Consider the following 23335-nt stretch of genomic DNA (forward strand, 5'->3'; position numbering starts at 1 on the left):
CCGGGTTCGGGCGTGCGCGGTCCCGAGCGGTGGCGGTGCCCTCCCCGGGATACTGCGCAGTCGTGCGCCTCGCCACCTTCAACGTCGCGTCGGCCCGGGCGGCCGACGGGACCACCGACCTGTCGGCGTACCGCGCCGCGATCCGGGAGCTGGACGCCGACGTCCTCGCGCTGCAGGAGGTGGACCGCGACCAGCCGAGGTCCGGTGGGGCGGACCTGACGCGGTGCGCCGCCGAGGCCATGGGAGCCGTCGAGCAGGTGTTCGCGCCGACGCTGTACGGGACCCCGGGGCGTCGCTGGACGGCCGCGGGCGAGCAGCATCGCGACGGGCCCGCCTACGGCTGCGCGCTGCTCAGCCGGGTACCGCTGCACGACGTCCACCTGGTGCGCATCCCGGCGGCACCGGTGGCGCTGCCGTTGTGGGTGCCGGGACCGGGCCTGGTGGTGGTGCGCGAGGAGCCGCGGGTCGCCGTGGTGGCCCGGGCCGACCTCGGCCCGCGGCGGTCCGCCACCGTGGTGGCCACCCACCTGCCGTTCGTGCCGGGCTGGAAGCAGTGGCAGCTGGTGCGACTGGTCCGCTCGCTGGAGCACCTGCCCGACCCGCTGCTCCTGCTCGGCGACCTGAACCTGCAGGGCTCGGCGTCCCGGCTGAGCGGCTACCGCAGCCTGGCGCAGGCCCCGACGTTCCCGTCCTCGCGGCCGCGCCTGCAGCTGGACCATGTGCTGCTCCGCGGCCGCACGGAGGATCTGGGGACCGTCACCGGGACGTCCACCCCGGCGCTGGGCGTCTCGGATCACCGCCCACTGGTGGTGGACGTCGACCTGGCGGGGTGACTGCCGGGACCGGCCGCCGGATCCGGCAGGTCCCGGCGACCGCGCTCATGCAGCACCAGCGCGAGCAGGTAGCCCAGCAGGAAGACCAGGTGCTCGAGGTAGACCAGGAAGCTGATCGCGGCGACGGTGGCGGCCGGCGCATAGCCGCCGAAGGCGTGCGCGAAGCCGCCGATCAGCCGGACCGCGACGGTGTAGCCGATGGCCTGGCCGGAGATCCAGGACGCGGCGACGAACGCGCCCCACACCAGCGGCCCGGCGCGCAGCCGCGTGCTGGCGAACAGCCGGTAGACCAGCAGCAGGATGCCGAAGACCGCGACGAACAGCAGGTTGAAGGCCACGAACGTGCCGAGCAGGCGGGCGCCGGTACCGGTGCCGAAGCCGTCCAGCAGCGGCCGCACCGGACCGGCCAGGACCAGCACGATCAGGACGACGGCCACCGTCAGCAGCGGCGTCAGCGCCCGGCCGCGCAGCGCCCGCGGCCAGCGCTCGCGGGCCCGGGAGAACCGCTCGAGGCTGCGGACGATCCCCTCGGCGTACAGGGAGATCGGCAGCAGCGCGACCAGCACCGTCCACCACGGCGCGGCCACCGCCTGCCGGGCGAAGGCCGCGACGTCCGCGTCGAGCCCGAGCGGGCCCGGGAGGAACCGGGCGAGCCCGTCCGCGGTCTGCGTCATCCGGTCCGGGCCCAGCACCGCGGCGGTCAGCTGCACGCCGATCGCCAGCAGGGGCACCAGGCCGAAGGCGGAGTAGCAGGTCAGAGCGGCCGCGACGACCATCATGTCCGAGCGCCGGGCCAGCCGCCGGAGCTCCCGGACGATGCCGCCGAGCGCGGCGGCCAGGCGGCGGAGCCGCGTCACCGGCGGCCGGGCCGGTGGCACGGGCGGCCCGCGCGCCGGGTGGCCGTCGGCGGCGTGCCGGGTCGGCCCGGGTCGACGGGCATGCGGACTCCTCCCGATGGCGGCGCTCCGAGTGTCCGGAGGGCTCCATCATGCGGGTGGCCCGGCCGGGCGCGCCGGTACGTTCGCAGGGAGAGCGAGGCGCCCGTCGTCGCTCCCCGACCGAGGAGACGAGCCCCAGGCATGGAGTCCTTCCCGCCCGCGGTCCGGCCGCGACGGGCCGCACCCGTCGGCGGCCCCCGGGTCGCGACGGTGCTGCCGGCGTTGCGCCGGACGCCGGTGCTCGTCCTCGGCGCCGTCACCGCGGTGGTCGTCGGGCTGCAGATCGCCTGGCCGCTGGCGCACGGCAGCTGGTCGCGGGTGCTGACGGTGGCCATCGTGGTGGGCTTCGCGCTGCTGTGCCTGCTGCACGTGGCGGTGACGCGCGGCCGGCGGCGGGCGGTGCTGGTGCTCGCGGTGACCGCCGTGCCCGGCTTCCTCGTCGAGGTGCTGGGCGTGCACACCGGACTGCCGTTCGGCGGGTACGCCTACTCGGACACCCTCGGTCCGCGGTGGCTCGGCGTCCCGCTCGTCGTCGGGCTGGCGTGGACGATGCTCTGCTGGCCGGCGGCCTGCGCGGCCCGGGCGCTGACCCGCAGCCCGGTCGGCCGGGTGCTGCTCGGGGCGTGGGCGACGACGGCCGGCGACCTGTTCCTGGACCCACAGCTGGTGTCCCTGGGCGGTTGGTCCTGGCACGACCCTTCGCCCCACCTGCCGGGCGTGCCGACGGTGCCGCTGAGCAACTACCTGGGCTGGCTGCTCGCGACGCTGGTGCTGTCGGCGCTCGTGCAGCGGGCGACCGGGCCGTCCGTCCGGACGCCGCCGGGTGACGCCCGGGACGCGTTCGGCGTCGGGCTGTACCTGTGGTCCTGGGTGTCCTGGACAACGGCGCTGCTGTTCTTCCTGGCGCAGCCCGCCGCGGCGGCGTGGGGAGCCGTCGCCATGGGGACCGTCGCGGTGCCCGTCGTGCTCCGGTGGGTCCGGCGGCGGGCCGGCTCCGCCGCCGGCTCCGGTGGCCCACCGGCCGGCGTCGCGGGGACGGTGACCGGCGCCGGCGGGACGGGGACCGGCACCCCGGTGACCGGCGCTCACGTCGCGGGAGCGGTGACCGGCGCCGCGACCGGGCCGGTCGCCGAGCATCGGCGGCCGCAGTGGTGACCGGCGGTCGCCGCCGGTGGACGCCCGGTCGGGACACGTCGGCGGTGCGGCATCCGGCCGCCCCGGGCCGGCTGCGCGACGACGGGCGGCACCACGTCGCGGTCGTCGGCGGCGGGGTCGCCGGACTGGCCGCCGCCACGGCGCTGGCCGAGCGGGGCGTCGCGGTCACCCTGCTGGAGTCCCACGACCAGCTCGGCGGCCGGGTGCGCGCCTGGCCGGTGGACCACGCCGACGGTCCGGCCACCATGAGCCGCGGGTTCCACGCGTTCTTCCGCCAGTACTACAACCTGCGCGGGCTGCTGCGCCGGACCGACCCCGCGCTGGCGCGGCTGCGCCCGCTCGACGACTACCCGCTGCTGTCCCGGTCCGGCTACCGGGACTCGTTCGCCCGCATCCCCCGCACCCCGCCGCTGAACCTGGCCGCGTTCGTGCTCTCCAGCCGGACCTTCACGTTGCGCGACCTGGCCCGCATCGACACGGCGGCGGCCGGCGAGCTGCTCGACGTGGAGTTCCCCCGCACCTTCACCGACCACGACGGCGAGAGCGCCGCACAGTTCCTGGACCGCCTGCGCTTCCCCGACGCGGCGCGTCACCTGGCGCTGGAGGTGTTCGCCCGCAGCTTCTTCGCCGACCCGGGTGACTTCTCGGCGGGCGAGCTGATCGGCATGTTCCACACCTACTTCCTCGGGTCCGCGGAGGGGCTGCTGTTCGACGTCCCGGACGACGACTACGACACCGCGCTGTGGGCGCCGCTCGGGCGGTACCTGGCCGGCCGGGGCGCGCAGGTCCGGACCGGCACCGTGGTCACCGGTCTGCGGTCGACCGACGCGGCGGTCGAGGTCCTCACGTCGACGGGCCCGGTGCGGGCCGACGCCGTCGTGGTGGCCGCCGATCTTGTCGCGACCCAGCGGCTGGTCGGGACGGCGGGGGCGATCCGAGCCGGCGACGGGTGGCGCGAGCAGCTGCGGGCCCTGCGCACCGCGCCGCCGTTCGCGGTGTGGCGGCTGTGGCTCGACCGGCCGGCGCGCGCCGACCGCCCGCCGTTCCTGGCCACCGCCGGCTACGACTACGTCGACAACGTCAGCGTGGTGGACCGTTTCGAGGACGGGGCGGCGGCCTGGGCGGCGCGTACCGGCGGGTCGGTGATCGAGCTGCACGCCTACGCGCTGCCCGCCGAGGCCGACCACGACGACGTGCGGGCCGCCATGCGGCGGGTGCTGGCCGAGGTCTGCCCGGAGCTGGCGCAGGCGCGCACCGTCGCCGAGGAGTACCTGGTACAGGCCGACTGTCCACTGGTCGGGACCGAACCGTGGCTGTCCCGGCCGGATGTCGGCACCCCCGATCCGCGGGTCGTCCTCGCCGGTGACGGGGTGCGCTGCGAGTACCCGGTGGCGCTGATGGAACGGGCGGCGACGACCGGGTTCCAGGCGGCCAACCGGCTGCTGGCCGGCTGGGAGCTGGCCGGCCAGGACCTGTGGACGGTGCCGCTCGCCGCCCGTACGCGTTTCGCCCGGCACGCCGGCCGGGCCGCGTCCCGGACCCGGCCGGCCCGCGCGGCCCAGCCGGCGGGCTGACACCGCTCCGTCCCGGCGGCCCGGCCGGCCGCCCCAGCCCGCCGCGCGCCGCGGCCCGTCCCTCGGAGGTTGCAACGGTGTCGTCCGAGCGGCGCTCGGCGTCCGTCCCGACCGGCAGCCGGCCGGGACGGGTCGCCATGGGCGGTGCCGTCCGTCGCGCCGTCGGGGGCGTCCTCCGGGGCGCCGTGCTGGCGGGTTCCGCGCTGTCGGCCGCGGGGGCAGTGCACGCCGTCGTCAACGGACGGCTGCTGCGCCGTCCGTCGGCCGGGCCCGGGCCGCTGCCCCGGCTGTCCGTGCTGGTGCCCGCCCGGAACGAGGCCGCCGGCATCGGCGACTGCCTGGCCGCCCTGGGCACCGGACACGAGGTGCTGGTGCTCGACGACGAGTCCGACGACGGCACGGCCGATGTCGCGACGCGCGGTGGTGCCCGGGTGCTGGCCGGCCGCCCGCTGCCCCCGGGCTGGCTGGGCAAGCCGTGGGCCTGCGCCCAGCTCGTGGAGGCCGCCGACCCCGGCAGCGAGGTGCTGGTGTTCGTCGACGCCGACGTCCGGATGGCTCCGGGCGGGGTGGCCGCCGCCGTGCGGATGCTGCTCGACGCGGACCTGGACATCGTGTGCCCGTTCCCCCGGCAGCTCGCCGGCAGCGTCCCGGAACGCCTGGTGCAGCCCCTGCTGCAGTGGTCCTGGCTGACCACGCTGCCGTTGCGCGCCGCGGAGCGGTCGGCCCGGCCGTCCCTCACGGCGGCCTGCGGCCAGTTCGTCGTGGTCCGGCGCGCCGCCCTGGACCGCTGCGGCGGCTTCGCGGCCGTGCGGTCCGCGGTCCTGGACGACGTCGCGCTGGTGCGGGCGGTGAAGTCGGCGGGAGGGCGCGGCGGCATCGTGGACGGCACGGATCTGGCCGCCTGCCGGATGTACCGGGACTGGCCGTCGGTGCGGGACGGCTACGGCAAGTCGCTGTGGTCGGCGGTCGGCTCGCTGCCGGCCGCGGCGGCCATGCTGTTCGGACTGCTGCTGGTGTGGGTGGTGCCGCCGGTTGCAGCGCTGTTCGGCTCCCGGACCGGCCTGGCGGGGTACCTGTTCGGCGTGGCCGGGCGGGTGGCGACCGGTCGCCGGACGGGCGCCAGGGTGCTGCCGGACGCCGGGGCACACCCGGTGTCCGTGGGGCTGCTGTCCTACCTGCTGGCGCGGTCGGTGGTGCTGCGCCGTTACGGGGTGCTCCGGTGGAAGGGCCGGGACATCGACGCGGCCCGCTGACGCCGGCCGACCTCGTCGCTGCGTCGAATCGCACCGGGTTCGGCCGGTCCGCGCGAGGACCGGGCACCCGGCCGGGTGCCGTGCCGCCCGAGGCCGAGGACCGGGCCGCCCGGCGGTTACGGTGTGGACTCGGTCACCGAGGTCGGAGGAGCGCAGCCATGGGACGTCGTTGGATCGGGTCGGTCGTCGCCGCAGGCGTCGCGGCGGCCACGATGATCGCGGCCGCTCCGGCCGCCGCCGCCGGCACCATCGACAAGGTCGGCAAGGTCAGGGATTCCGGCTGTGCGGGCCGCATGATCGACCACAAGGCGATCATCGGCGAGACCGGGCGCCGGCTCGGCCAGGTCGAGCTGTGGTACTCCTCCCGCAACGGCGGCGAGAACTGCGTGATCACGCGCAGCTCGGTGGGCCGGGCGGAGATGATCGCGTCGCTGGAGGTCGACCGGGACGGCAACAAGCGCTGGTCGTCCGGCGACGTCCGCTCGGCCGACCACGGCGTCTACAACAGCTACGCCGGCGGTGCCTACCGGACGGGCACCAACCGGCACTGCGTGCGCTTCCAGGGGCTGATCTGGAGGTCCGGCGACTCGGGGTCCGCCGTCAGCAGGTGGAGCCATTGCAGCTGACCGTCGCGTGGGCCCGGGGCTCGGCCCCCGGCTCCGCGAACGGCGGAGTTCACCGCGTCCACCGCATTCACCGCTCCGTGTGCCGTCGTGTCGACGCCGGGATCGCCCACCCGGAGCCGAGTCAGTCCGGCGGCAGCACCACCCCGAAGCCGGCGACCGCCAGCCGGAGCAGGACCTGGCCGGGCGCCAGCAGGTCGTGCACCCGCGCAGCCGACAGCACCTCGAGCTCGGTGCACCGAGCCCGGTAGGCGTCCGGGCCGGCCTGCCGCGCCCGTCGCAGCGCGAGCGTGTTGTGCCACACCTTCTCGCGCGCCTCCCGGAGGAACCGCCGGCTCGCGCGCCGCTGCAGCGGTTGGAGCAGCCGGTCGAGCACGCTCTTGCCGCCGCTGGTCGCGGTCAGGGAGGCGTCCTCGGCGCCGACCCGGGCGGCCAGCACGCCGTCGATCCGCTCGTGGTCGCGGCGCCGACGCTCGAGCACCGCCGGGCTGTCGAAGTCCTCGTCGGGGATGAGGGCCAGCAGCGCCCGCGGCAGGTCGTAGTTGACGTGCGCGTTGATGCCGAGCAGGACCTGCCGCAGCGGCGGGGTGTCCTGCGGAGCGGCGAAGGCAATGCGCCAGGGTCGGGGTGCGGCACGGCCGGGAGCCCGGTGGTCGGCGAGCGCGGACAGGTAGAGGTCGGCGAAGACGACGTCCCAGCGTTCCACCCAGTCCGGGTCCTCGAAGGTGCCCTGCGCCACAGCCCGGGACACGGCGACGGTGGTGCGCCGGTAGGTGGCGAGGAAGTGCCGTAGCGGGTCGCCGGTCGCCTCCAGGTCGGCCAGCTCGCGGTCCATGCGCTGCAGCACGTCGTCGACACCACCGGGCGGCTGCGTCGGGTTGCCCACGGGACCGATGCTGCCACGGCCGCCTCCGGCCCGGGCGCGGTCCGGCACGGGATGCCGAGCCGCCGCGGGTCCAGCTCACCGAAAGGCGATGGGTGCCGTCCTACGGTCGACGGCGTGGCGGAGGGCAGCGGCGAGAGCGGTCGGCGACGGGGCGTCACCCGCCGCGCCCTGCTGGTCGGCGGCGGTGTCGCGGCGGCCGCGGCCGGAGCCGGCGGCCTGACGGCTTGGGCCGTGTCCGACGCCGGCACCCGGGCGACACCGGCGCCCGCCGACGTCCGGGAGTGGGTGCGGCGCCGCGGCTCCCGCTACGTCGTCGCCCACCGGGGATCCGGGGACGTGCTGCCCGAGCACAGCATGGAGGCCTACCGGGCTGCGGTCGACTGGGGCGCACCGTGTCTGGAGATCAGCGTCGGGATCACCTCCGACGGGGTGCTGATCTGCATGCACGACCAGACGTACGACCGGACGACGACGGCGACCGGGCGGCTGGTCGACCAGCCGTCGAGGGTGCTGGCCACGGCGCGGATCTGGCAACCCCAGCTCGGTGACTACTGGCTCCGCAACGCACCGCGAATCCCGCGGTTCGAGGAGGTGCTGCAGGCCTTCGGCGGCCGCGCCGTCCTCGCCGTCGAGGCCAAGGTCGACCGGGCGTACGAGCCGATGATGGCCATGGTGCAGCGGTACGGTCTGCAGCACTCGGTGCTGGTCAAGTCGCACGTCGCCAGCCGGCGGTGGGGACAGGCGCAACGCGCCGGGTACCCCGTCTTCTGCTACTTCGGCACGGCGTCGGAGACCACGGTCGAGGCCGTGCAGCGGGTGGCGGCCGCTCTCCGTCCCGCGCAGGACTGCCTGGTGCTCCCGGCCGACGGACCGGCGGGCGCCCGCTACCTGCCCGACGAGCTGGTGGCGGCCGCGGTCGGGTCCGGCGTGCCGGTCTGGGTGTTCCCCGTCCATCGCCGCTCCGACGCCGACCACTACGCGCGGTCGGGCGTGCAGGGCCTGATCGCGTCCAGCTACGGCTACGTCGCGGGCGCCACCAGGCCGGTCACCGCGGACGCCTGGCGGTCACAGGCCGTCGCACCGGGTGAGATGAGCCGCTCGCCGGCATCGCTGTCCTGGGCGCCGACCTTCACGGCCGACGGCGAGCTGGTGCTGGCGCTCCAGGGTCGCCAGCACTTCCTGACGCTCGGGCAGTGCTGCCCGACGACCGCCGCGGGCCCGTCCTGCACGGTCGAGGTCGACGCATCCTGGCGGGTCCTCCCCCACTCCGGCGCGGACAACCTGACGGTCGCCTTCGGCTGCGTCGACGACTCCTACTACGAGCACCGGCAGGGGGTGGGCGACGGCTACCACGCCATCCTGCGCGCCGACGGCGAGCTCGGTCTCTACCGGCACGTCGACGGTCAGGCGGCCGGACGGCCGCTGGCCCCCGCTGTCGCCACCCCGCCGCTGGTCCCCGGCGGCTGGGTGCAGCTGCGCATCGAGGTCACCGCGGACGGCGTCCGGGTGTCCAGGACCGATGCGGACGCCTCGGTGTCGGCACCGGACACCTCGGTCCGCGGCGGATACCTGCACGTGGGCCGCAGCTCGACCGACGGTGTCGCCGCGTTCCGGAACCTGCGGATCCGCTGACCCGGCCACCCCGTCGACCAAGCCACCGGTCTCGTCATGTTGCCGACGCTGCAGGCGTTCTCGGCCCCCGCTCGGGCCGAGCGGCGACGCGGTCCGCCGGGCGTCCCGCCGACCGTTCCGACCGCCCGGCGATCCGGAGCAGATCCCCGGCCGGTCCGGCGGGCCGCCGACCGCGCGGCCAGACGGCCCGCAGTTGCCGGCTGAGGTCAACGTCCGCCACCGGCACGACGACGAGGCGGTTTGCCGCCACGTCGTTCTCGACGGCCATCGTGCTCAGCACGGCCGGGCCGGCGCCCGCCAGCACGGCCGACCGCACGGCGCTCGTCGTCGAGAGCTCCATCACCGGGACGGCCGGTGCGCCGAACCGCGCGACGGCGGCGACGAACGCCGTCCGGGTCCCGGACGCCGGCTCCCGGTGCACCATCCGGGTCGCCACCAGTTCCTGCCCGGTCAGCGGGCGGCGGCGGCGCGCCCACGGGTGGCCGGGCGGCACGACGACGACGAGCCGGTCGACGGCCACCACCGCGCTGCCCAGCGCGGCGGCCACCCGGGGCCCCTCGACGAACCCCAGGTCCGCATCGCCGGCCAGCACCGACTCCTCGACGGCGGACGAGTTCACGGCGGCCAGGCTGACCGCCGTGTCCGGGTGGTCGGCAGCGAAGCGGACGAGCCAGCGCGGGACCAGGTACTCGGCGACGGTAAGGCTCGCGGCCACCCGCAGCCGGGCGTCGCGGTCGGCACGCAGCGACGCGATCCCGGTGGCCAGCGCGGACGCCGCCTGCAGCACGTCCCGCGCCCAGTCCGCCACGAGTGCGCCCTGCGCGGTGAGGCTGGAACCGCGGGCCGAACGTTCCACGAGCGGAAAGCCGACCAGGCCCTCCATGGCTGCCACCCGGGCGCTGACCGCGGGTTGGCTCACCCCGTGGGCCGCGGCGGCACGGCCGAAACTGCCCGTCCCGGCGACCTGCAACAGCAGTTCCAGGGAGTCGAGGTCCGGGACGTGCGACAGACCGACGGTGGCGGCCGGATCGGTGGTCATCGGCCGAGCCTATGACCGGTCATCAGCAGTCCTGATGAGCCCATCGGGTCGGGACCGCTACCGCCGTGGGGCGGCCCGACCGACCATCGGCGGGTGGCAGCCCGCACCGATCCCGCCGACCCACGCCCGCGGCCCGTCCGCCGGGAGCGCATCCCGCGCACCGCCCACCGCTGCCGCCCGGACTGCGCACCGCCCTCGCCCGCCGGCGCGGCCCGTCCTGCGCCGCGGTGGTTGTCGGTCCTGAACCCGTTGCCCGGCAGGGCCGCGGTGCCCGGACTGCTGGTGGTGGCGGTCGGCACCGCGGCGGCGGCCGGGATCGCCCACCTCGTCCCGTTCCTCAACGCGTCCACCGTGGCGGTGGTGCTCGGAGCGGTGCTGGTCAACACCGGGCTGCACCGTCCGGTGCTACAGGCCGGCACGCACTACGCCGGTCACCGGCTGCTGCGCATCGCCGTCGTCCTGCTCGGACTGCAGCTCGGGTTGCCGCAGCTGGTCGACATCGGTCTCGGCGGTCTGGTCGTGGTGGTGGTCACGGTCGCAGTGACGTTCGCCGGAACCCGGTGGATCGGCCGCATGCTCGGGCTCCCCCGGGCCAGGTCGCTGCTGCTGGCCACCGGCTTCTCGATCTGCGGTGCCTCGGCTATCGCCGCCATGCGCGAGGTCGCCGACGGCGACGACGAGGACACCGCCGTCGCCGTCGCCCTCGTCACCGTGTGCGGCAGCATCGCAATCTTCCTGCTGCCGGCGCTGCGGACGCCGCTCGGCCTCGACCCGGCCGCCTTCGGGAGCTGGGTCGGCGCCAGCGTGCACGACGTCGGGCAGACCGTGGCCACCGCCCACCGGGTTCCCGGCGCGCTGACCAGTGCCGTGGTGGTCAAGCTGACCAGGGTAGTGCTGCTCGCCCCCCTGGTGACCGGAGCCGCTCTCGCAGCCCGGCGGCGTCGACCGGGCACGGCTGCCGGGACGACCACCGCGCGCCGGCCACCGCTGGTGCCGCTGTTCGTCGTGGGCTTTCTCGCCGCGATCGTGCTGACCAGCACCGGGCTGCTCCCGGCGTCGGCGGTCCACGCCGCGTCCGTCGCCCAGACCGTGCTGCTCACCGCGGCGCTCTTCGGGCTGGGTACCGGCATCCAGTTCCGGACACTCGCCCGCACGGGCACGAGATCGCTGGTCCTGGCGTTGATCTCCTGGGTGCTGGTGGCCGGCGTGTCCTACGCGGGTGTCCGGCTGGTCGGCGGCTGACCGTCCGACGACGTCCGCGGTGGCCAGGCTCGCCTCTCCGGTCGGAGCCGGCTGCCGGTGCGGACGGCGTCGGCGCCAGGACACCTCACCTGCCGACCGACGGGTCCCACCGTCCCCCGATGCCGACCGCGGCCGTCGGATCGTCGGTCCTCGAGATGCGTGTGCCGTCAGGCCCGAGCTCACCGCGCCCAGGGCGGACGGATGCGGGTGCCGTCGGCGGTGACGGCCTCCAGGCCCGGCGTGGTGGTGACCCAGGCCGTCGCGCCCGACGGTCCTCCGTCGACGCGGAACTCGCTGCCGGCCGGCACCAGGACGACACTGCCGGCATGTGCGGTGGCGGTCGTCCCGTCCACCGTCACCACCAGGTCCCCCGCCACCACCAGGAGCACCTCCTCGCGATCCGGACGGTGCTCGACGCCTATCAGACCTGCGGGGACGGTCAGCTGCCAGGCGCACAGCTCCCGGCTTCCCCGCGACGGCGTGACGAACGAGCGGAACAGGCTGCCGTGCGTCTCGTACACGACGGCGTCGCTCTGGTGGAACACGGGCATGGGGTCGACCTCCCTAGGTGGACAAGTACCTTGACCATATGGTCAAGCTCCTTGTCCGCCGTGTCAAGATTTCACCATGCCGACGAACGGTCCGGCCCTCGCCGCCGGGATCCTGCAGCTGTCCGCGCAACTGGTCGACGGGATCCAGCAGGGGCTCCGTGACCGCGGCTTCCACGACGTCCGCCCGGTGCACGGCTACGCCTTCGCGCGACTGAGCGGCGCCCCGGCGACCGCGTCCGACCTGGCCGCACACCTGGGCGTGACCAAGCAGGCCGCGGCGCAGCTCGCCGACCACCTGGTCACCCGCGGCTACCTGCGCCGCGAGCCGGACCCGACGGACCGCCGGGCCCGGTTGCTGGTCCTGACCGAGCGCGGCCGGGCCTGCACGGCCGCCGCCGACGCCGCCGCGGACGACGTCGTCCGCGGTTGGGGCGGCCGGCTCGGCGCCGGCGAGGTGGACCGGCTCGCAGCAGCGGTGCACGCACTCGCCGTCCCGGGTCGGCTGCGCCCGGCCTGGTGATGGCCGGTCACGACGCGCGCGCGCCGCGACCTGCACCAGCGACCAGCCGGCCGGCCGGCCGTCATCCCATCCCGTCCGCGGTGACCGCCGGCACGGCGCGGGCGGCGGGTGACAGGGCCGGCAGGCGGAGGACGAACGTGCTCCCACGCGCCGCCGGACCGCCGACGTGGGTGAGGGTTCCGCCGTGCGCCTGAGCGATCGCCCTGGCGATCGGCAGCCCCAGCCCGGATCCACCGCCGTCCGCGGGAGAAGGCACGCCGAGCCGGACGAAACGTTCGAAGATCCGGGCCCGGTCATCGGCGGCGACGCCGGGCCCGGTGTCCTGGACCTCGACGACGACGGTGTCGCCGTCCCGGCGCACCGCGACGTCGATCGAGTCCCCGTCGGCGGTCGCGTGGCGCGCGTTGTCGACCAGGTTGGTCAGCACCTGGGCGAGTCGCTGCAGGTCGCCGCGCACCCAGGCGTCCGGGGACGGGCGGAGGCGGACGCGGGAGCCGCCGGCCAGCCGGTGCTGCTCCTGCACCACCGACCCGGCGAGCTCGGCCAGGTCGACCGCGGACACCGGACCCAGGTCCGCGCCGGCATCCAGCCGGGTCATCAGCAGGAGGTCGTCGACCAGCCGACCGGCCCGCCCGGTGGTCCGGATCATTCCCAGCGTCAACCGTTCCCGGTCCTGCCGCGTCGGATTGTCCCGCAGCAGGGTCTCGGCCGTCGCCTGCAGCCCGGCGATGGGAGTGCGGAGCTCGTGCGCGACGTCGCTGAGCAGCCGCTGCATCCGCTCCTCCGCGGCGGCCGCGTCGGCGGCGGCGCGGCGCGCGGTGGTCTCGGCGGTCTCCAGAGCGGCCAGCATGTCGTCGAAAGCGGCTGCGGTGCGCCCCAGCTCGGTGCCCGGCCGGGTCGGCCGCAACCGGCCCCCGCGACCACCCCGCGCGATATCGGTGGCCAGGGTGGTCATCCGCCGCAACGGACGCAGCACCCTGGTGACGATGCCGGTCAGCACGAGCGCCAGCACCGCGAGACTCGCCAGCGCGGCGGCGGTCTCGAGTCCCCGCAGCCGCGTCAGCGTGTGGTCGATCGACAGCCGGCTGGCGGTCAGGGTGAGCGTGCCGCCCGTGAGCGGCGCCGTCACGGTCAGCCGGTCGCCGGAGTCGCTCAGCACGGCACCCGCGGGCGGGGGCGGCGCCGGCCGGGCCGGGCCAGGAGGTCGTGGCGGCGGCGCTGGTGCGGGCCGGCCGTACACGGTGGAACCGTCGACCGCGAAGGTCACCGTCGTGTCGTCGTCGGCGAGCCGGTCGGCCAGCGTCTGCGGTGACAGGCCCTGCGTGGCGAGCAACTGCGCGTACGAGGCCCGGTCCAGAAGCCGCTCCCGCAGGTCCTGGACCAGCCGCGCGCGCAACAGCACGTCCAGGAAGACGCCGACCGCGAGCAGGGTGATCGCGACGGCGGCCAGCACGGCGGCGATGGTCCGGGCGCGCAACGAGCCCGTCCGCAGGGGCCGCGCCTGCGGCGTGCCGGCCGTCCGGCCTGAGGCACCGGAGGTACGGAGGCTCACGCGCTCAAGCGGTAGCCGAGACCCCGCACGGTCGAGATGAGACCGGCCCGCAGCCCGAGCTTTCGACGCAGCGCCGAAACGTACGCCTCGACCAGGTTCGGGTCGTAGTCGGCGTAGCCCCACACCTGTGTCAGGATCTGTGTCTTGGACACCGTGCGCCCCCGGTGGCGGACGAGGAAGCACAGCACCCGCAGCTCCGTCGCCGTCAGCGGCAGCTCCGTCGCCTCCCCGACGACGGTGGCGCTCTGCTCGTCGACGACCAGGTCGCCCACCTGCACCGCCGACGCGGCGAGCCGGCCGCTGCGCCGCAGCACGACCGTCACCCTGGCCACCAGTTCGGCGAGGGCGAAGGGCTTGACGACGTAGTCGTCGGCGCCGGCGGCGAACCCGGCCAGCCGGTCCGGGACGGCATCCCGCGCGGTCAGGAACACCACGGGCACGTCGCCCGCCTGGCGCAGCAGCCGGGCGAGGCGGAATCCGTCCGGACCCGGCAGCGCGATGTCCAGCACCGCTGCGTCGGGACGGAACGCCGCCACCTCCTGCTCGAAGCGCCGGCCGTCGGGCAGGGCACGGACGGCGAACCCCTCGCCGGCCAGCGCGCGGGCGACCGCGTCGCGGATGGTGTCGTCGTCCTCGACGAGGAGTACGCGGGCGCCGGTCACGGGCCGAGTCTGCCCCGCTCGGCTGAGGATCCGCTGAAGGTCGCCGGCGGATGCCGGGCGATTCAGCCGCCCTTCAGGATCGGTGCGGACGGTGGGCGGTGTCCCTCCCACACCGAAGGAGCACTCCATGACCACGCATCCCTCTCCGATACCGGCGACGCCGGACGACGGGACCGCCCTCCCGGCACGTCGCCGTCCACCGCGACCCGCCGCCGTCCGCCGGGTGGTCGTCGGTCTCGCCGTCGCCGGCGGCCTGGCCCTCACCGGCGCCGGTGTCGCCGTCGCGGCCGACACCGGCGGTGGCAGCGGCACGTCCGCGCAGCCGTCCCCGACAGCCGCAGGAGCGGGCGCTCCGGCACCGGGGTCGCCGACCACGCCACCGCCACACGTCCCGCACCTGGACGGCACCGTCACCGCCGTCTCGGACGGCACCGTCACCATCACCGACCACGACGGGTTCCGCCGGACCATCCGGACCGACTCCGGCACCACCTACGGCAGCGGCCTGAGCGCGCCGGTGCCGGTCGGCACGGCGGTCCACGACACCGGCACGGTCGACACGGACGGGACGTCGCTGGACGCCACCCGCATCGAGGTGCCGCCGGCCCCGCCGGCGGGGCCACCCGCGCACGGGCCGGGCGGTCCCCGCCCGCCGGCACCGGCGCCGCCGGCAGGGACGGCCCCCGCGTCACCGCCCGCGCCGCCGACCGGTTCGTCGGTCGAGCCGTCGGTGACGCCGTCGGCCGAGCCGTCCGGGACGCCGGCACCCTCGGCCACGAGCGGGCTCTCGACGGAGAAGGACCCGTTCACGGAGGACCCGACGACCTCGGGGACCGTGGCACCGACGTCCTGATCCGGCGCGTCGCCGTGCCGCCGGGACGGCATCCCGGCGGTACGGCGCTGTCCGGCGCTGTCGGGTCGAGTTCGAGTCGCCGGACGGTCCGTCCATACCTGTGCATTTCGACCAGTCCTCCCCACGGCTCGCGGCCCGATGATCAGCCGACAGGGGCCGGCCGGCCCACCCGGACCATCGTGCGAGGAGACCCAGATGGCGAGCAGGACGACCGTGCGTCGATGGCGAAACGCGACCGCGGTCATCGCGCTGTCGGTGGTCGTGGCGCTCGGCGGTGCAGCAGAGGTCACCGCGGCAGCGCCGCCCGGACCGGTCGTGACGCAGCCCCGGGCGGTCGACCCGATCGCGCTCCTGTCCGCCGCACCGGCTGACCCGGCGCCGAGCTGCACCATCGTCCCGAGCAAGGCCGCGGACGCCCAACCCATCACCACGGCCCTGCCCGGTGAGCCGGACGGCGACGACGAGGAGAAGTCGATCTGGTCGTTCATCACCGACGCGGCCAAGAGCGCTGCCCAGGACAAGGCCAGCGCGGGCGCGGGCTGGGTGCTCAACCTGGTGCTGGGCAACAACGGCAACCAGACCGAGGCGACGCAGAAGCAGATCGAACAGGAACTGACCGACCAACGCAACCAGCTGAACTCGATCCAGACGTCGGTCAACGCACTCGCCAACCAGCTCACCAATGCCGAGTACGCCCTGAAGGCGCAGCTCGCGAACACCCAGTACGACCTGGAGGTGTCGGGGTCGGCCGGCAACATCGCCGCGATCCAGGGCATGGTGCAGAACGTCTGCACCCTCGCCCGCAATTCGGCGACCGACAGCAACGCGGCGCCCTACCTGCCGTACGACACCGACATCACCCACATCCGGGACATCCGGGCGAACGCCGCGACCCGGCTGCAGAACATGTCGAACTCCCTGCTGGGCGACGGTGGCATCATCGCCTCGTACCGCGCCGCGTGGTGGGCGAACCAGCAGGCCAGGACCGGCGTGGTCCCGTCCAGGGCGCTGTGGACCGCCGAGTACGTCGACGCCATGCACGATCTCGTCGACTACTACGCCGGACTGGCCGCCCAGCTGTACAACGCGTACGCCGAGGCCACGCACTGGAACAGCCCCGCGGTGCCGAGCCACAGCGCCGAAGCACTGACCCCCGGCAACCCGCAGGACATCACCGACCTGTACGCGCAGCTGCGGGTCGACATCCTGGCGTGGACCGAGGCCGCCACCGCGAACCTCCCCCACCTGCCGAAGGGCACCCTCGTGGACTGGCGCACAGGTGCCACGTCGGGAGGTACGACGACCTACACGATGTGGGCCAGCAGCCCGGTCGCCCTACCGAACGACCCGGGTCTGGGCGACGACCCGACCACCCCGACGCACGCCTACTGCGTCGACCCACGGTCGCTGTGCGTCTACCACGTATGGATGCCGGCAGCCGCCGACAACGCCGTCGCCAGCAGCGCAGTCGTCGCTCAGGCATGGACACCGGTGGAGCTGGCGCTGCTCAGCCGGCCGCTGGGTTACGCGGATTGGCGCCTGCCCACCGAGGCGGACTGGACGGGGCTGGTGCGGGCGAGCTACACCGGCAGCGGGGCCTCACGGACCCTGTCCGGTGTCGATCCAGCCGCCGGCGTCGCCACCTGGGCCAAGGGCGAGGACCTGCCGATCCTGCAGGCGCAGACGGTGGCCGGTCCCACGGGCCAGGTCACGACGATCCCGCCCGTCGTGGTCAAGGACGCGACCGCGCAGGTGCTGACCTTCAACGACCCGAAGTCCGCGGCGCCGACCGCGCCCTCAACCCCGTCCACCACCGGGCTGGCCGGCCGGCTGGCACTGGTCCGCGCGGTGACCACGGTCCCGCCCGACCTGCCCGTGCTTGCCGGGACGCGAAGCCGGGTCCGACCGCCGGCCGCCGCGGCCCCTGCACCGGTCACCGGGGCACGCACCGCACGGACGCAGCGAGGAGCCGCACCACGGGCCAGGACCACGGCGGCGGTGGTGGGAACCGTCGGTCAGCCCAGCACTTTCACGGCTCCCGGATCGACCTGCACCACCGCCTACCAGCAGCCGTTCGGCGCGAACGCCATCTCCGTGACGGTGACGGGCGCTGCCGGCGGCAGCGGCGGCCGGGGCAGTGCCGGCGGCCACGGGTCCACGGTCACCGCGGTCCTTCCCCTCCAGCCCGGAGGCGTGCTGTACCCCCGTGTCGGCGGTGCCGGCGGAAACTCCTCGGACGGCTTTGATCCCAGCACCGGCAAGAACGAGGCGGTGCCGGGCACCGGCGGGACCGGCGGTGGCGGTGCGGGTGGCGGCAGCCCCCGCGAGTGGGCCGGCGGCGGGGGCGGCGGCCTCTCCGGTGTCAGCGCCGACACGGACTGCTCGCAGTGGCTCGCGATCGCCGGGGGCGGCGGTGGCGGCGGCGGCATCGACGAGGACGGCACCACCCCCCACAACGACGGCCTCGGCGGCGGGAACGCCTGCCAGAGCACGGGATGCGCAGGCCAGACGCCCACCCTCAAGGGCCAGCCGGCCACCGCACAGGGCGCCGGACGTGGCGGGGACCTCGTCACCGGCGGCGCCGGTGGCGCGCACGCCGGCAAGAACGCGGGCAACGGGCAGAACGGCACGCCAGGACGGGGCGGCGCCGGTGGCCTGGCCATCGACCCCACCGACCCACTGCACGAGTACTACGGCGGCGGTGGCGGAGGCGGCGGCGCCGGTCGTGCCGGCGGGGGCGGCGGCGGGGCGTCCAGCGCCGCCTACGGCGGGGCCGGCGGCGGCGGAGGCAGCAGCTACGTCGCCGGCGGGGCCGCGTCGCCGTCGATCACCGTGAACACCGCCGGCGGACCGGCCCAGGTCGTCATCACGCCGGTCCTCGTCGCGAACGGTGAGATCGGCACGCATGCCAACGGGTCCGTCCCGACGACCGTGCTGCGGGTGGACCGCGGTGGCACCGCCGCCGTCCGGTCGCCGGAGCGAACCTGGGACATCGCCTGGCAGACCTGGGGTCTGGAGAAGGTCGGCAGCGACAGCGTCAACGCCTACTACCTGCTGCACAACCTGGGGGCCGGCAGCTGCCTGACCAACGGCAGGACCTCGGGCTCGGCCGTCGCGCTCGCCGCGTGCAACGTCGACGACCCGCAACAGGCGTGGAAGCTGGGCTGGCAGACCGACGGCAGCTACGCGCTGCAGACCGAATGGAGCGCGGGCACGACTGCCCTGGTCGCTTCCGGGGCCGTGTCCGGCGACGCCACCCCGGTCACGCTGGCGCCGGCGACCGCCGGTGCCGCCGCGCAGGAGTGGTCGATCCTGCCCGTCGCCGCACCGAGACCGGTGCCGTCGTTGACGCTGGCCGCCGCGCACACCCGCGCCGCGACCAGCGCCGGGGTCGCTCCGCTGGTGGCCACCATGCCGTCCGACGCGACGGGAGACATCGGCTTCTACGACGTGACCGGCGGCACCGCCGTGGGTCTGGGCACGGCGCCGCTGATCAACGGGGTCGCCACCTTGACGTCGCTGACCCGTACCTTGTCCGACGGCCAGCACACCCTGCAGGCCTCGTCCGGCGGCGACGCCCACTACAACCCCAACGACAGCAACACCGTGACCGTCACCGTCGGCCGGCTCGACCCGAACCTCACGGTGTCCATCCCGATCCTCGTCGCCAGCCCGGCCAAGGTGACGCCTACCGCGAAGTTGCCCGCGGACGCCACCGGCACGGTGCGGTTCACCGCCACCGGACCCGGGACGACGAACACCACCAGCACCGACCTCGGAACGGTCACCGTCGTCGGTGGCACCGCTCACCTCTCGACCCCGGCGACTCTGACCGCCACCGGCGTCTACACGTTGACCGCCGAGTACAGCGGCGACGCCCTGTACACCGCGGACAACGCCCAGACCGTGTTCAGCCTGCAGTCGCCTCGCACCAGTGCTGCGGCGACACCGCCGTCCACGCCTGTCCCTTCCTCGTCGACGCAGACCGTCACGGTGTCCGTCCCGACCCAGGGCGCCGGTGACGCCGGGGACGACCTCGGCGGCGGCGACTCCGGAAGCGCTGCCGGCCCCGAGCTGGCCGCCACCGGGCTCGACGTGACCGGGCTGGTCCTCGCCGGCGCCCTGCTCGTCGGCGTGGGTCTGGTCCTGGCGCTGCGCCGGCGCCACCGCCAGGTGCGATGACTCCCACCGCAGTCGGCCCGTGACCGCTGCACCGCGCCGGGTCGTCCGAGCCCAGTCCCTCCCCACCGTCAGGAGTCCTTCTCGTGCACGCCATCGTCCCTCGACGCACCCTGCTGGCCACGATGGGCACCGTGGCCGTCGTCGCACTGCTCGGGGTCGGCACGGCCGCCCCGGCCGTCGCCGCGGCCCCTGCCCGACATGCCGGGCACGCCACCGTGACCGTGCCGGTCGCGGACGGTCCCCGCGCGGTCCGGGTGACACCGGACCACCGCGAGGCCTGGCTGCCGACCGTCCTGGACGGCGTCGTCTCGGTCGTCGACCTGCGCACCCACCGGGTCGTGGCGAACATCCCGGTCGGCGCCGGCCCGACCGACGTCGCCTTCGACCGGAGCGGCCGGACCGCCTACGTCACCAGCTGGACGGCCGGCACCATCGCCGTCGTCGACACCCGCACCCGCCGGGTGACCCGGACCCTGGCTGCCGGGTCGCCCACCGCCGTCACGGTCCGATCCACGGCCACCGGCGACCAGCTCTTCGTCGCGGATCTGCCCGACGACGCCGTGCTGCAGGTGGACAGCCGAACCGGCAGCGTCCGCCACCGGTGGGCGGTTCCCGAGCCGGCCGCGGTCGTCTCGACCGCCAACGGGTTCGTCGTCGCGCCGAGCGGCGCCGACGGCACCGTGCTCGTCGTCGACGCCCGGAAGGGCACCACCAGAACCCTGCACCGGCCCGACGGCTCCGCCACCAACCCCGGCGCCATCACCGCTGCCGGAACCGTCGTCCCACTGCCCGGGGACACCGGCACGACGTGGCTGGACACCCGCACCATGACCCTCACCGGACACGTGGCGACGATTGCTCCCGGTGTCACCAGCAGTGCCGCCGTCACCGCCGACGGCCGGTACACCCTGCTGACCACCCGCGACTTCCCGGACTCCGACCCGCGGACCGCCGGCAAGCTGTCCGTCATCCGGAACCGCGACCACCGCACGGTCAGCGTCCGCACGGTCGGAGTGGGCGCCGACGCGGTCGCCACCGCACCGGGCCAGGTTCTGGTCGCCGAGGGCCCGGCGGGCAACGGCGGTTTCAGCTTGCTGGCCCTGCGTTCGGATACGGTGCTACCGCGCGGCTGTCAGCGGTAGTGCCGGGACCCGCCACGCTCCCGGTGCTCCGCCCGGTCTGCGTGCGGCACGAGCGGCGTCGCCCCCCTCGTGGTGCACCCGGCCGGCGGCGCCGGGGCGGCGCTGTCCTCAGCCGCCGGTCGCGCTCCGGGTGTCCACACGCCTCAACTGCACGCTCAACGCGGAGCCGACGACGATGAGGGCGATACCCAACCAGGTCGGCGCGCCGCCGAAGACCAGCACGATGATGCCGACCGGAACCAGGTACCCGAGCAACGGCACCAGCAGATCCGTGACCGGTGGCGCCGGCTCGGTCGGTTCGCCGGCCGCGCGTAGCGCGTTGGCCGTGGCGTAGTCCGGATACCACTGGGTGAACTGGACGGCGACCAGTGAGGCACCGATCTGGATGATCCAACCGGTCCAGATGTTGCTGTTGTCGTGCAGCACGGCGTCACCGTAGAAGCCCGCAGCCGAGGACACGGCGAAAGCCAGTGCCCACGCACCGGTGATCACGTAGTTGATCCGCAGGAACAGCGGTGTCCGCCAAGCGCTGGGATCCGTCTGCTCACGCGCGTACTGGATGGTGAACGGCACCCTGGCGATCATCGAGGCGACCACGACGACGACGAGGATGAGGTTGGAGATCTCGCCGAACCAGGTTTCCAGCCACCGTTGCGTGGCGGGTGGCGCCGCCAGCACCAGGACGAGGAACGCGGTGAAGGCCACGACGTCGACGACCGCGAGGATCTTCACGGTCCTGCCCCGGACCACGTCCAGGACGAGGAACACCACCGACAGCGCGAGAGCCGCTCCCGCCGCCCAGGGCAGGCGGCCCGGTCCTTCCAGGACAGCCAGTACGATCCACGGAAGAAAGCCGACGAACGGGTTGTCCAGGATCCTGGTCGCGAACGTCGCGGACGCGGTCCGGGCGCCCGCCGCAGCATCGGGTTGTTCAGGCACGGTGACTCCCTGGCAGGTTCGGTGAAACCGTCGACGATGCCGGGGCGGCGCGACTGCTCCTGCGGCGTTGCCGGGCCGACCGGAGCACACTCTCACGGCGGTCGAACCGGACGTAGCCCCCAACCGTGGGAATCGCCCGCAGCCGGTAGGCCCAGGAACAAGTCCGCCGATCGGTGGAGCCGCGAGAAGACCCGATGAGGGCCGATGAGCCGACCCCGACGAGTGCCGCCCGGCCGGAGAGTTGCGCCATCCGATCGCGAGCCGCGATCACCAAGCCGGGGAGCAGACATGGACACCAAGATCGGGACAATCGGCCGGATGACCGCCAGGATCGCCGCCGTCGGAGCGATCGCAGCGGGTGCGCTCGCCCTGTGCGGCACCGCCGACGCCGCCACGCCCGCCCCCGGTCAGGCGTTGAACACCACCCACGGTTTCCATGTCTACAACTACACACACGAGAAGCTGACGTTGAGCTCGGCGACGGGTTTCGACGGCGCCGGGCCGACCATCGGTACGGTGCTCTGGCCCGGTGAGAGCGAGGACCTCGAGGTCGCGGTGCGAGTCGGCGATCAGCAGCTCGGTACCGCCGACTACACCAACGAGGACGGCCAGACCTTCGAGGCCCGGTTCGGTACCGAGTTCGCCTACGACGACACCATCAACGACTCGGTGCCGCAGGGCTACACCGCGTCCCGGGACTGGACCAGCGACAACGAAGGTCTGTTCTTCGACGACGGCGGCGGCACGCTCGACCTCGACGGCACCGACAACAGTGTCGGACCGCTGGTCCAGCACCTCTGCAGCGACGGCGTCGCCACGTGCACCTTCGACCACGACGTCACCGCCCGCTTCTACGCACCCGGTCGCGTCATCGCCTCGGGCAACAACCAGGACACCAACAAGGGCGACAAGCCGTATCCGCTCCTGACCGTGGGAACGAACGACACCGCCGACTCCTCGGACACCATCGGAGTAGAGGTGAACGCCGGCGGTTCCATCGCCGGCATCATCGACGTCGGCATCAAGGGCTCCTTCGCGCACACCTGGGGTCAGTCACACACGTTCCAAAGTTCCTTCGCCGTGCCGATCCCCCCGGGCATGCACCGCGAGATCCTCGCCGCTGACGCGATGGTCAAGGACACCGGCGACCTCACGATGACGTTGAACAACATCACCTGGCACGTCATGGACGCCACCTTCATCAGCCCCGACAGCACGACCGCCTCCGACTACACCGCCTCCGCCCCCACCCCCATCACGGCCAACTGATCGCTGCTCCGCCGCTGGTGTCGGGTCGACTCCGGTCGAACCGGCACTTCGGTGTGCGCGGCCTGTCCCGGCGCACGTGTCCGCGAGGTGGATGACGTGTCCGTCCGACGGACACCCCCCGGGCCGGTCCACGGCACGACGGAACCTCGTCGGCGTCCTGCCCCACGTCCGCTGGACGCCCGACGCGACCGCGGGAGTCGGTCCCCATGGCTCGATCACTCGACACGTGCGGCGCCTGTGGCGTCATGGAGTCAGGCGCCCCGGTGAGCCAGCCCGCCAGCCACGGGCAGTCCCGAATGGAGCAGCAGGCTCGTCGCCCCCCGGCGCACACGTTCGTCGGTCTCCGGCATCCCGGGCGGGGTCGACCACACCGGTCAGCAGATACCCGCCCGGAGTCGCCAGCAGCGTGGGGCCCGCAGCGCATCGATCGCACGGTCGGAGGCCCGGAGCACCCGGCGATCGCAAGTACTCCCGAGGAACGGACGCCCGC

The 23335-nt window shown here is 74.6% G+C and carries 19 protein-coding genes; 12 read left to right on the top strand and 7 right to left on the bottom strand.

From position 1 onward, the window contains the following. Positions 1-62 precede the first annotated feature (62 nt). Positions 63-833 (top strand): endonuclease/exonuclease/phosphatase family protein, encoded by a 771-nt coding sequence (locus IEY37_RS06190; RefSeq protein ID WP_188940613.1) that lies wholly within the window; start codon positions 63-65, stop codon positions 831-833. Here IEY37_RS06190 and IEY37_RS06195 read toward each other — a convergent pair. Beyond that, positions 794-1690 (bottom strand): YhjD/YihY/BrkB family envelope integrity protein, encoded by an 897-nt coding sequence (locus tag IEY37_RS06195; RefSeq protein ID WP_188940614.1) that lies wholly within the window; start codon positions 1688-1690, stop codon positions 794-796. The two genes, IEY37_RS06190 and IEY37_RS06195, sit on opposite strands and share 40 nt — an antisense overlap. 222 nt (positions 1691-1912) lie before the next feature. Between IEY37_RS06195 and IEY37_RS06200 the strand changes: the two genes are divergently transcribed. The 4 genes from IEY37_RS06200 to IEY37_RS06215 all read left to right on the top strand — a co-directional run bounded on the left by IEY37_RS06200 (position 1913) and on the right by IEY37_RS06215 (position 6379). Next, entirely contained in the window at positions 1913-2926 is a 1014-nt protein-coding gene (locus IEY37_RS06200; RefSeq protein WP_188940615.1) for a carotenoid biosynthesis protein, read from the top strand. Between the two features lie 44 nt (positions 2927-2970). Continuing rightward, on the top strand, positions 2971-4500 hold the full coding sequence (locus tag IEY37_RS06205) for an FAD-dependent oxidoreductase (protein WP_229673983.1): 1530 nt from the start codon (positions 2971-2973) through the stop codon (positions 4498-4500). 77 nt (positions 4501-4577) lie between these two features. Then, the gene (locus IEY37_RS06210; RefSeq protein WP_229673985.1) at positions 4578-5753 is read left to right on the top strand and encodes a glycosyltransferase family 2 protein; all 1176 of its coding nucleotides are present in this window, start codon (positions 4578-4580) and stop codon (positions 5751-5753) included. 158 nt (positions 5754-5911) lie between these two features. Then, the gene (locus tag IEY37_RS06215; RefSeq protein WP_188940617.1) at positions 5912-6379 is read left to right on the top strand and encodes a hypothetical protein; all 468 of its coding nucleotides are present in this window, start codon (positions 5912-5914) and stop codon (positions 6377-6379) included. Positions 6380-6500: 121 nt separating this feature from the next. Here the strand turns inward: IEY37_RS06215 and IEY37_RS06220 are convergent, their stop codons facing one another. Continuing rightward, a complete protein-coding gene (locus tag IEY37_RS06220) occupies positions 6501-7262 on the bottom strand; it encodes a DUF5995 family protein (protein WP_229673987.1) in 762 nt (253 codons plus the stop codon). A 114-nt stretch (positions 7263-7376) separates the two neighbouring features. Between IEY37_RS06220 and IEY37_RS06225 the strand changes: the two genes are divergently transcribed. Further along, positions 7377-8894, top strand: a complete 1518-nt coding sequence (locus tag IEY37_RS06225; RefSeq protein WP_188940618.1) for a glycerophosphodiester phosphodiesterase — start codon at positions 7377-7379, stop codon at positions 8892-8894. Between the two features lie 34 nt (positions 8895-8928). On the opposite strand, the gene IEY37_RS06230 is transcribed toward IEY37_RS06225, so the two are convergent. Beyond that, positions 8929-9933 (bottom strand): LysR family transcriptional regulator, encoded by a 1005-nt coding sequence (locus IEY37_RS06230; RefSeq protein WP_188940619.1) that lies wholly within the window; start codon positions 9931-9933, stop codon positions 8929-8931. Between the two features lie 93 nt (positions 9934-10026). Here IEY37_RS06230 and IEY37_RS06235 point away from each other — a divergent pair, with 93 nt between their 5' ends. Then, positions 10027-11175 (top strand): YeiH family protein, encoded by a 1149-nt coding sequence (locus tag IEY37_RS06235; RefSeq protein WP_229673989.1) that lies wholly within the window; start codon positions 10027-10029, stop codon positions 11173-11175. 179 nt (positions 11176-11354) lie between these two features. On the opposite strand, the gene IEY37_RS06240 is transcribed toward IEY37_RS06235, so the two are convergent. Continuing rightward, entirely contained in the window at positions 11355-11726 is a 372-nt protein-coding gene (locus tag IEY37_RS06240) for a cupin domain-containing protein (protein WP_188940620.1), read from the bottom strand. A gap of 76 nt (positions 11727-11802) precedes the next feature. On the opposite strand from IEY37_RS06240, the gene IEY37_RS06245 reads away from it, so the two are divergent. Next, the gene (locus tag IEY37_RS06245; protein WP_188940621.1) at positions 11803-12246 is read left to right on the top strand and encodes a MarR family winged helix-turn-helix transcriptional regulator; all 444 of its coding nucleotides are present in this window, start codon (positions 11803-11805) and stop codon (positions 12244-12246) included. Between the two features lie 61 nt (positions 12247-12307). Here the strand turns inward: IEY37_RS06245 and IEY37_RS06250 are convergent, their stop codons facing one another. Both IEY37_RS06250 and IEY37_RS06255 read right to left on the bottom strand, forming a co-directional pair. After that, positions 12308-13798: a sensor histidine kinase gene (locus IEY37_RS06250; RefSeq protein WP_188940622.1), complete on the bottom strand. Its 1491-nt coding sequence runs from the start codon at positions 13796-13798 to the stop codon at positions 12308-12310. Further along, on the bottom strand, positions 13795-14460 hold the full coding sequence (locus IEY37_RS06255; RefSeq protein ID WP_229673990.1) for a response regulator transcription factor: 666 nt from the start codon (positions 14458-14460) through the stop codon (positions 13795-13797). Before IEY37_RS06255 ends, IEY37_RS06250 begins: the two co-directional genes overlap by 4 nt. A gap of 127 nt (positions 14461-14587) precedes the next feature. On the opposite strand from IEY37_RS06255, the gene IEY37_RS06260 reads away from it, so the two are divergent. The 3 genes from IEY37_RS06260 (at position 14588) to IEY37_RS06270 (ending at position 20637) form a co-directional block, all read left to right on the top strand. Next, positions 14588-15313: a hypothetical protein gene (locus IEY37_RS06260; protein ID WP_188940624.1), complete on the top strand. Its 726-nt coding sequence runs from the start codon at positions 14588-14590 to the stop codon at positions 15311-15313. 195 nt (positions 15314-15508) lie between these two features. Next, positions 15509-19495: an Ig-like domain-containing protein gene (locus tag IEY37_RS21930; RefSeq protein ID WP_229674092.1), complete on the top strand. Its 3987-nt coding sequence runs from the start codon at positions 15509-15511 to the stop codon at positions 19493-19495. Positions 19496-19578: 83 nt separating this feature from the next. Next, a complete protein-coding gene (locus IEY37_RS06270; protein WP_188940625.1) occupies positions 19579-20637 on the top strand; it encodes a YncE family protein in 1059 nt (352 codons plus the stop codon). Between the two features lie 108 nt (positions 20638-20745). Here the strand turns inward: IEY37_RS06270 and IEY37_RS06275 are convergent, their stop codons facing one another. Further along, positions 20746-21576, bottom strand: a complete 831-nt coding sequence (locus tag IEY37_RS06275) for a hypothetical protein (protein WP_188940626.1) — start codon at positions 21574-21576, stop codon at positions 20746-20748. 318 nt (positions 21577-21894) lie between these two features. Here IEY37_RS06275 and IEY37_RS06280 point away from each other — a divergent pair, with 318 nt between their 5' ends. Continuing rightward, entirely contained in the window at positions 21895-22845 is a 951-nt protein-coding gene (locus IEY37_RS06280; RefSeq protein WP_188940627.1) for a hypothetical protein, read from the top strand. The last annotated feature ends 490 nt before the right edge of the window (positions 22846-23335 follow it).

This window comes from Nakamurella endophytica (assembly GCF_014646215.1).
GTDB classification, from domain to species: Bacteria; Actinomycetota; Actinomycetes; order Mycobacteriales; family Nakamurellaceae; genus Nakamurella; species Nakamurella endophytica.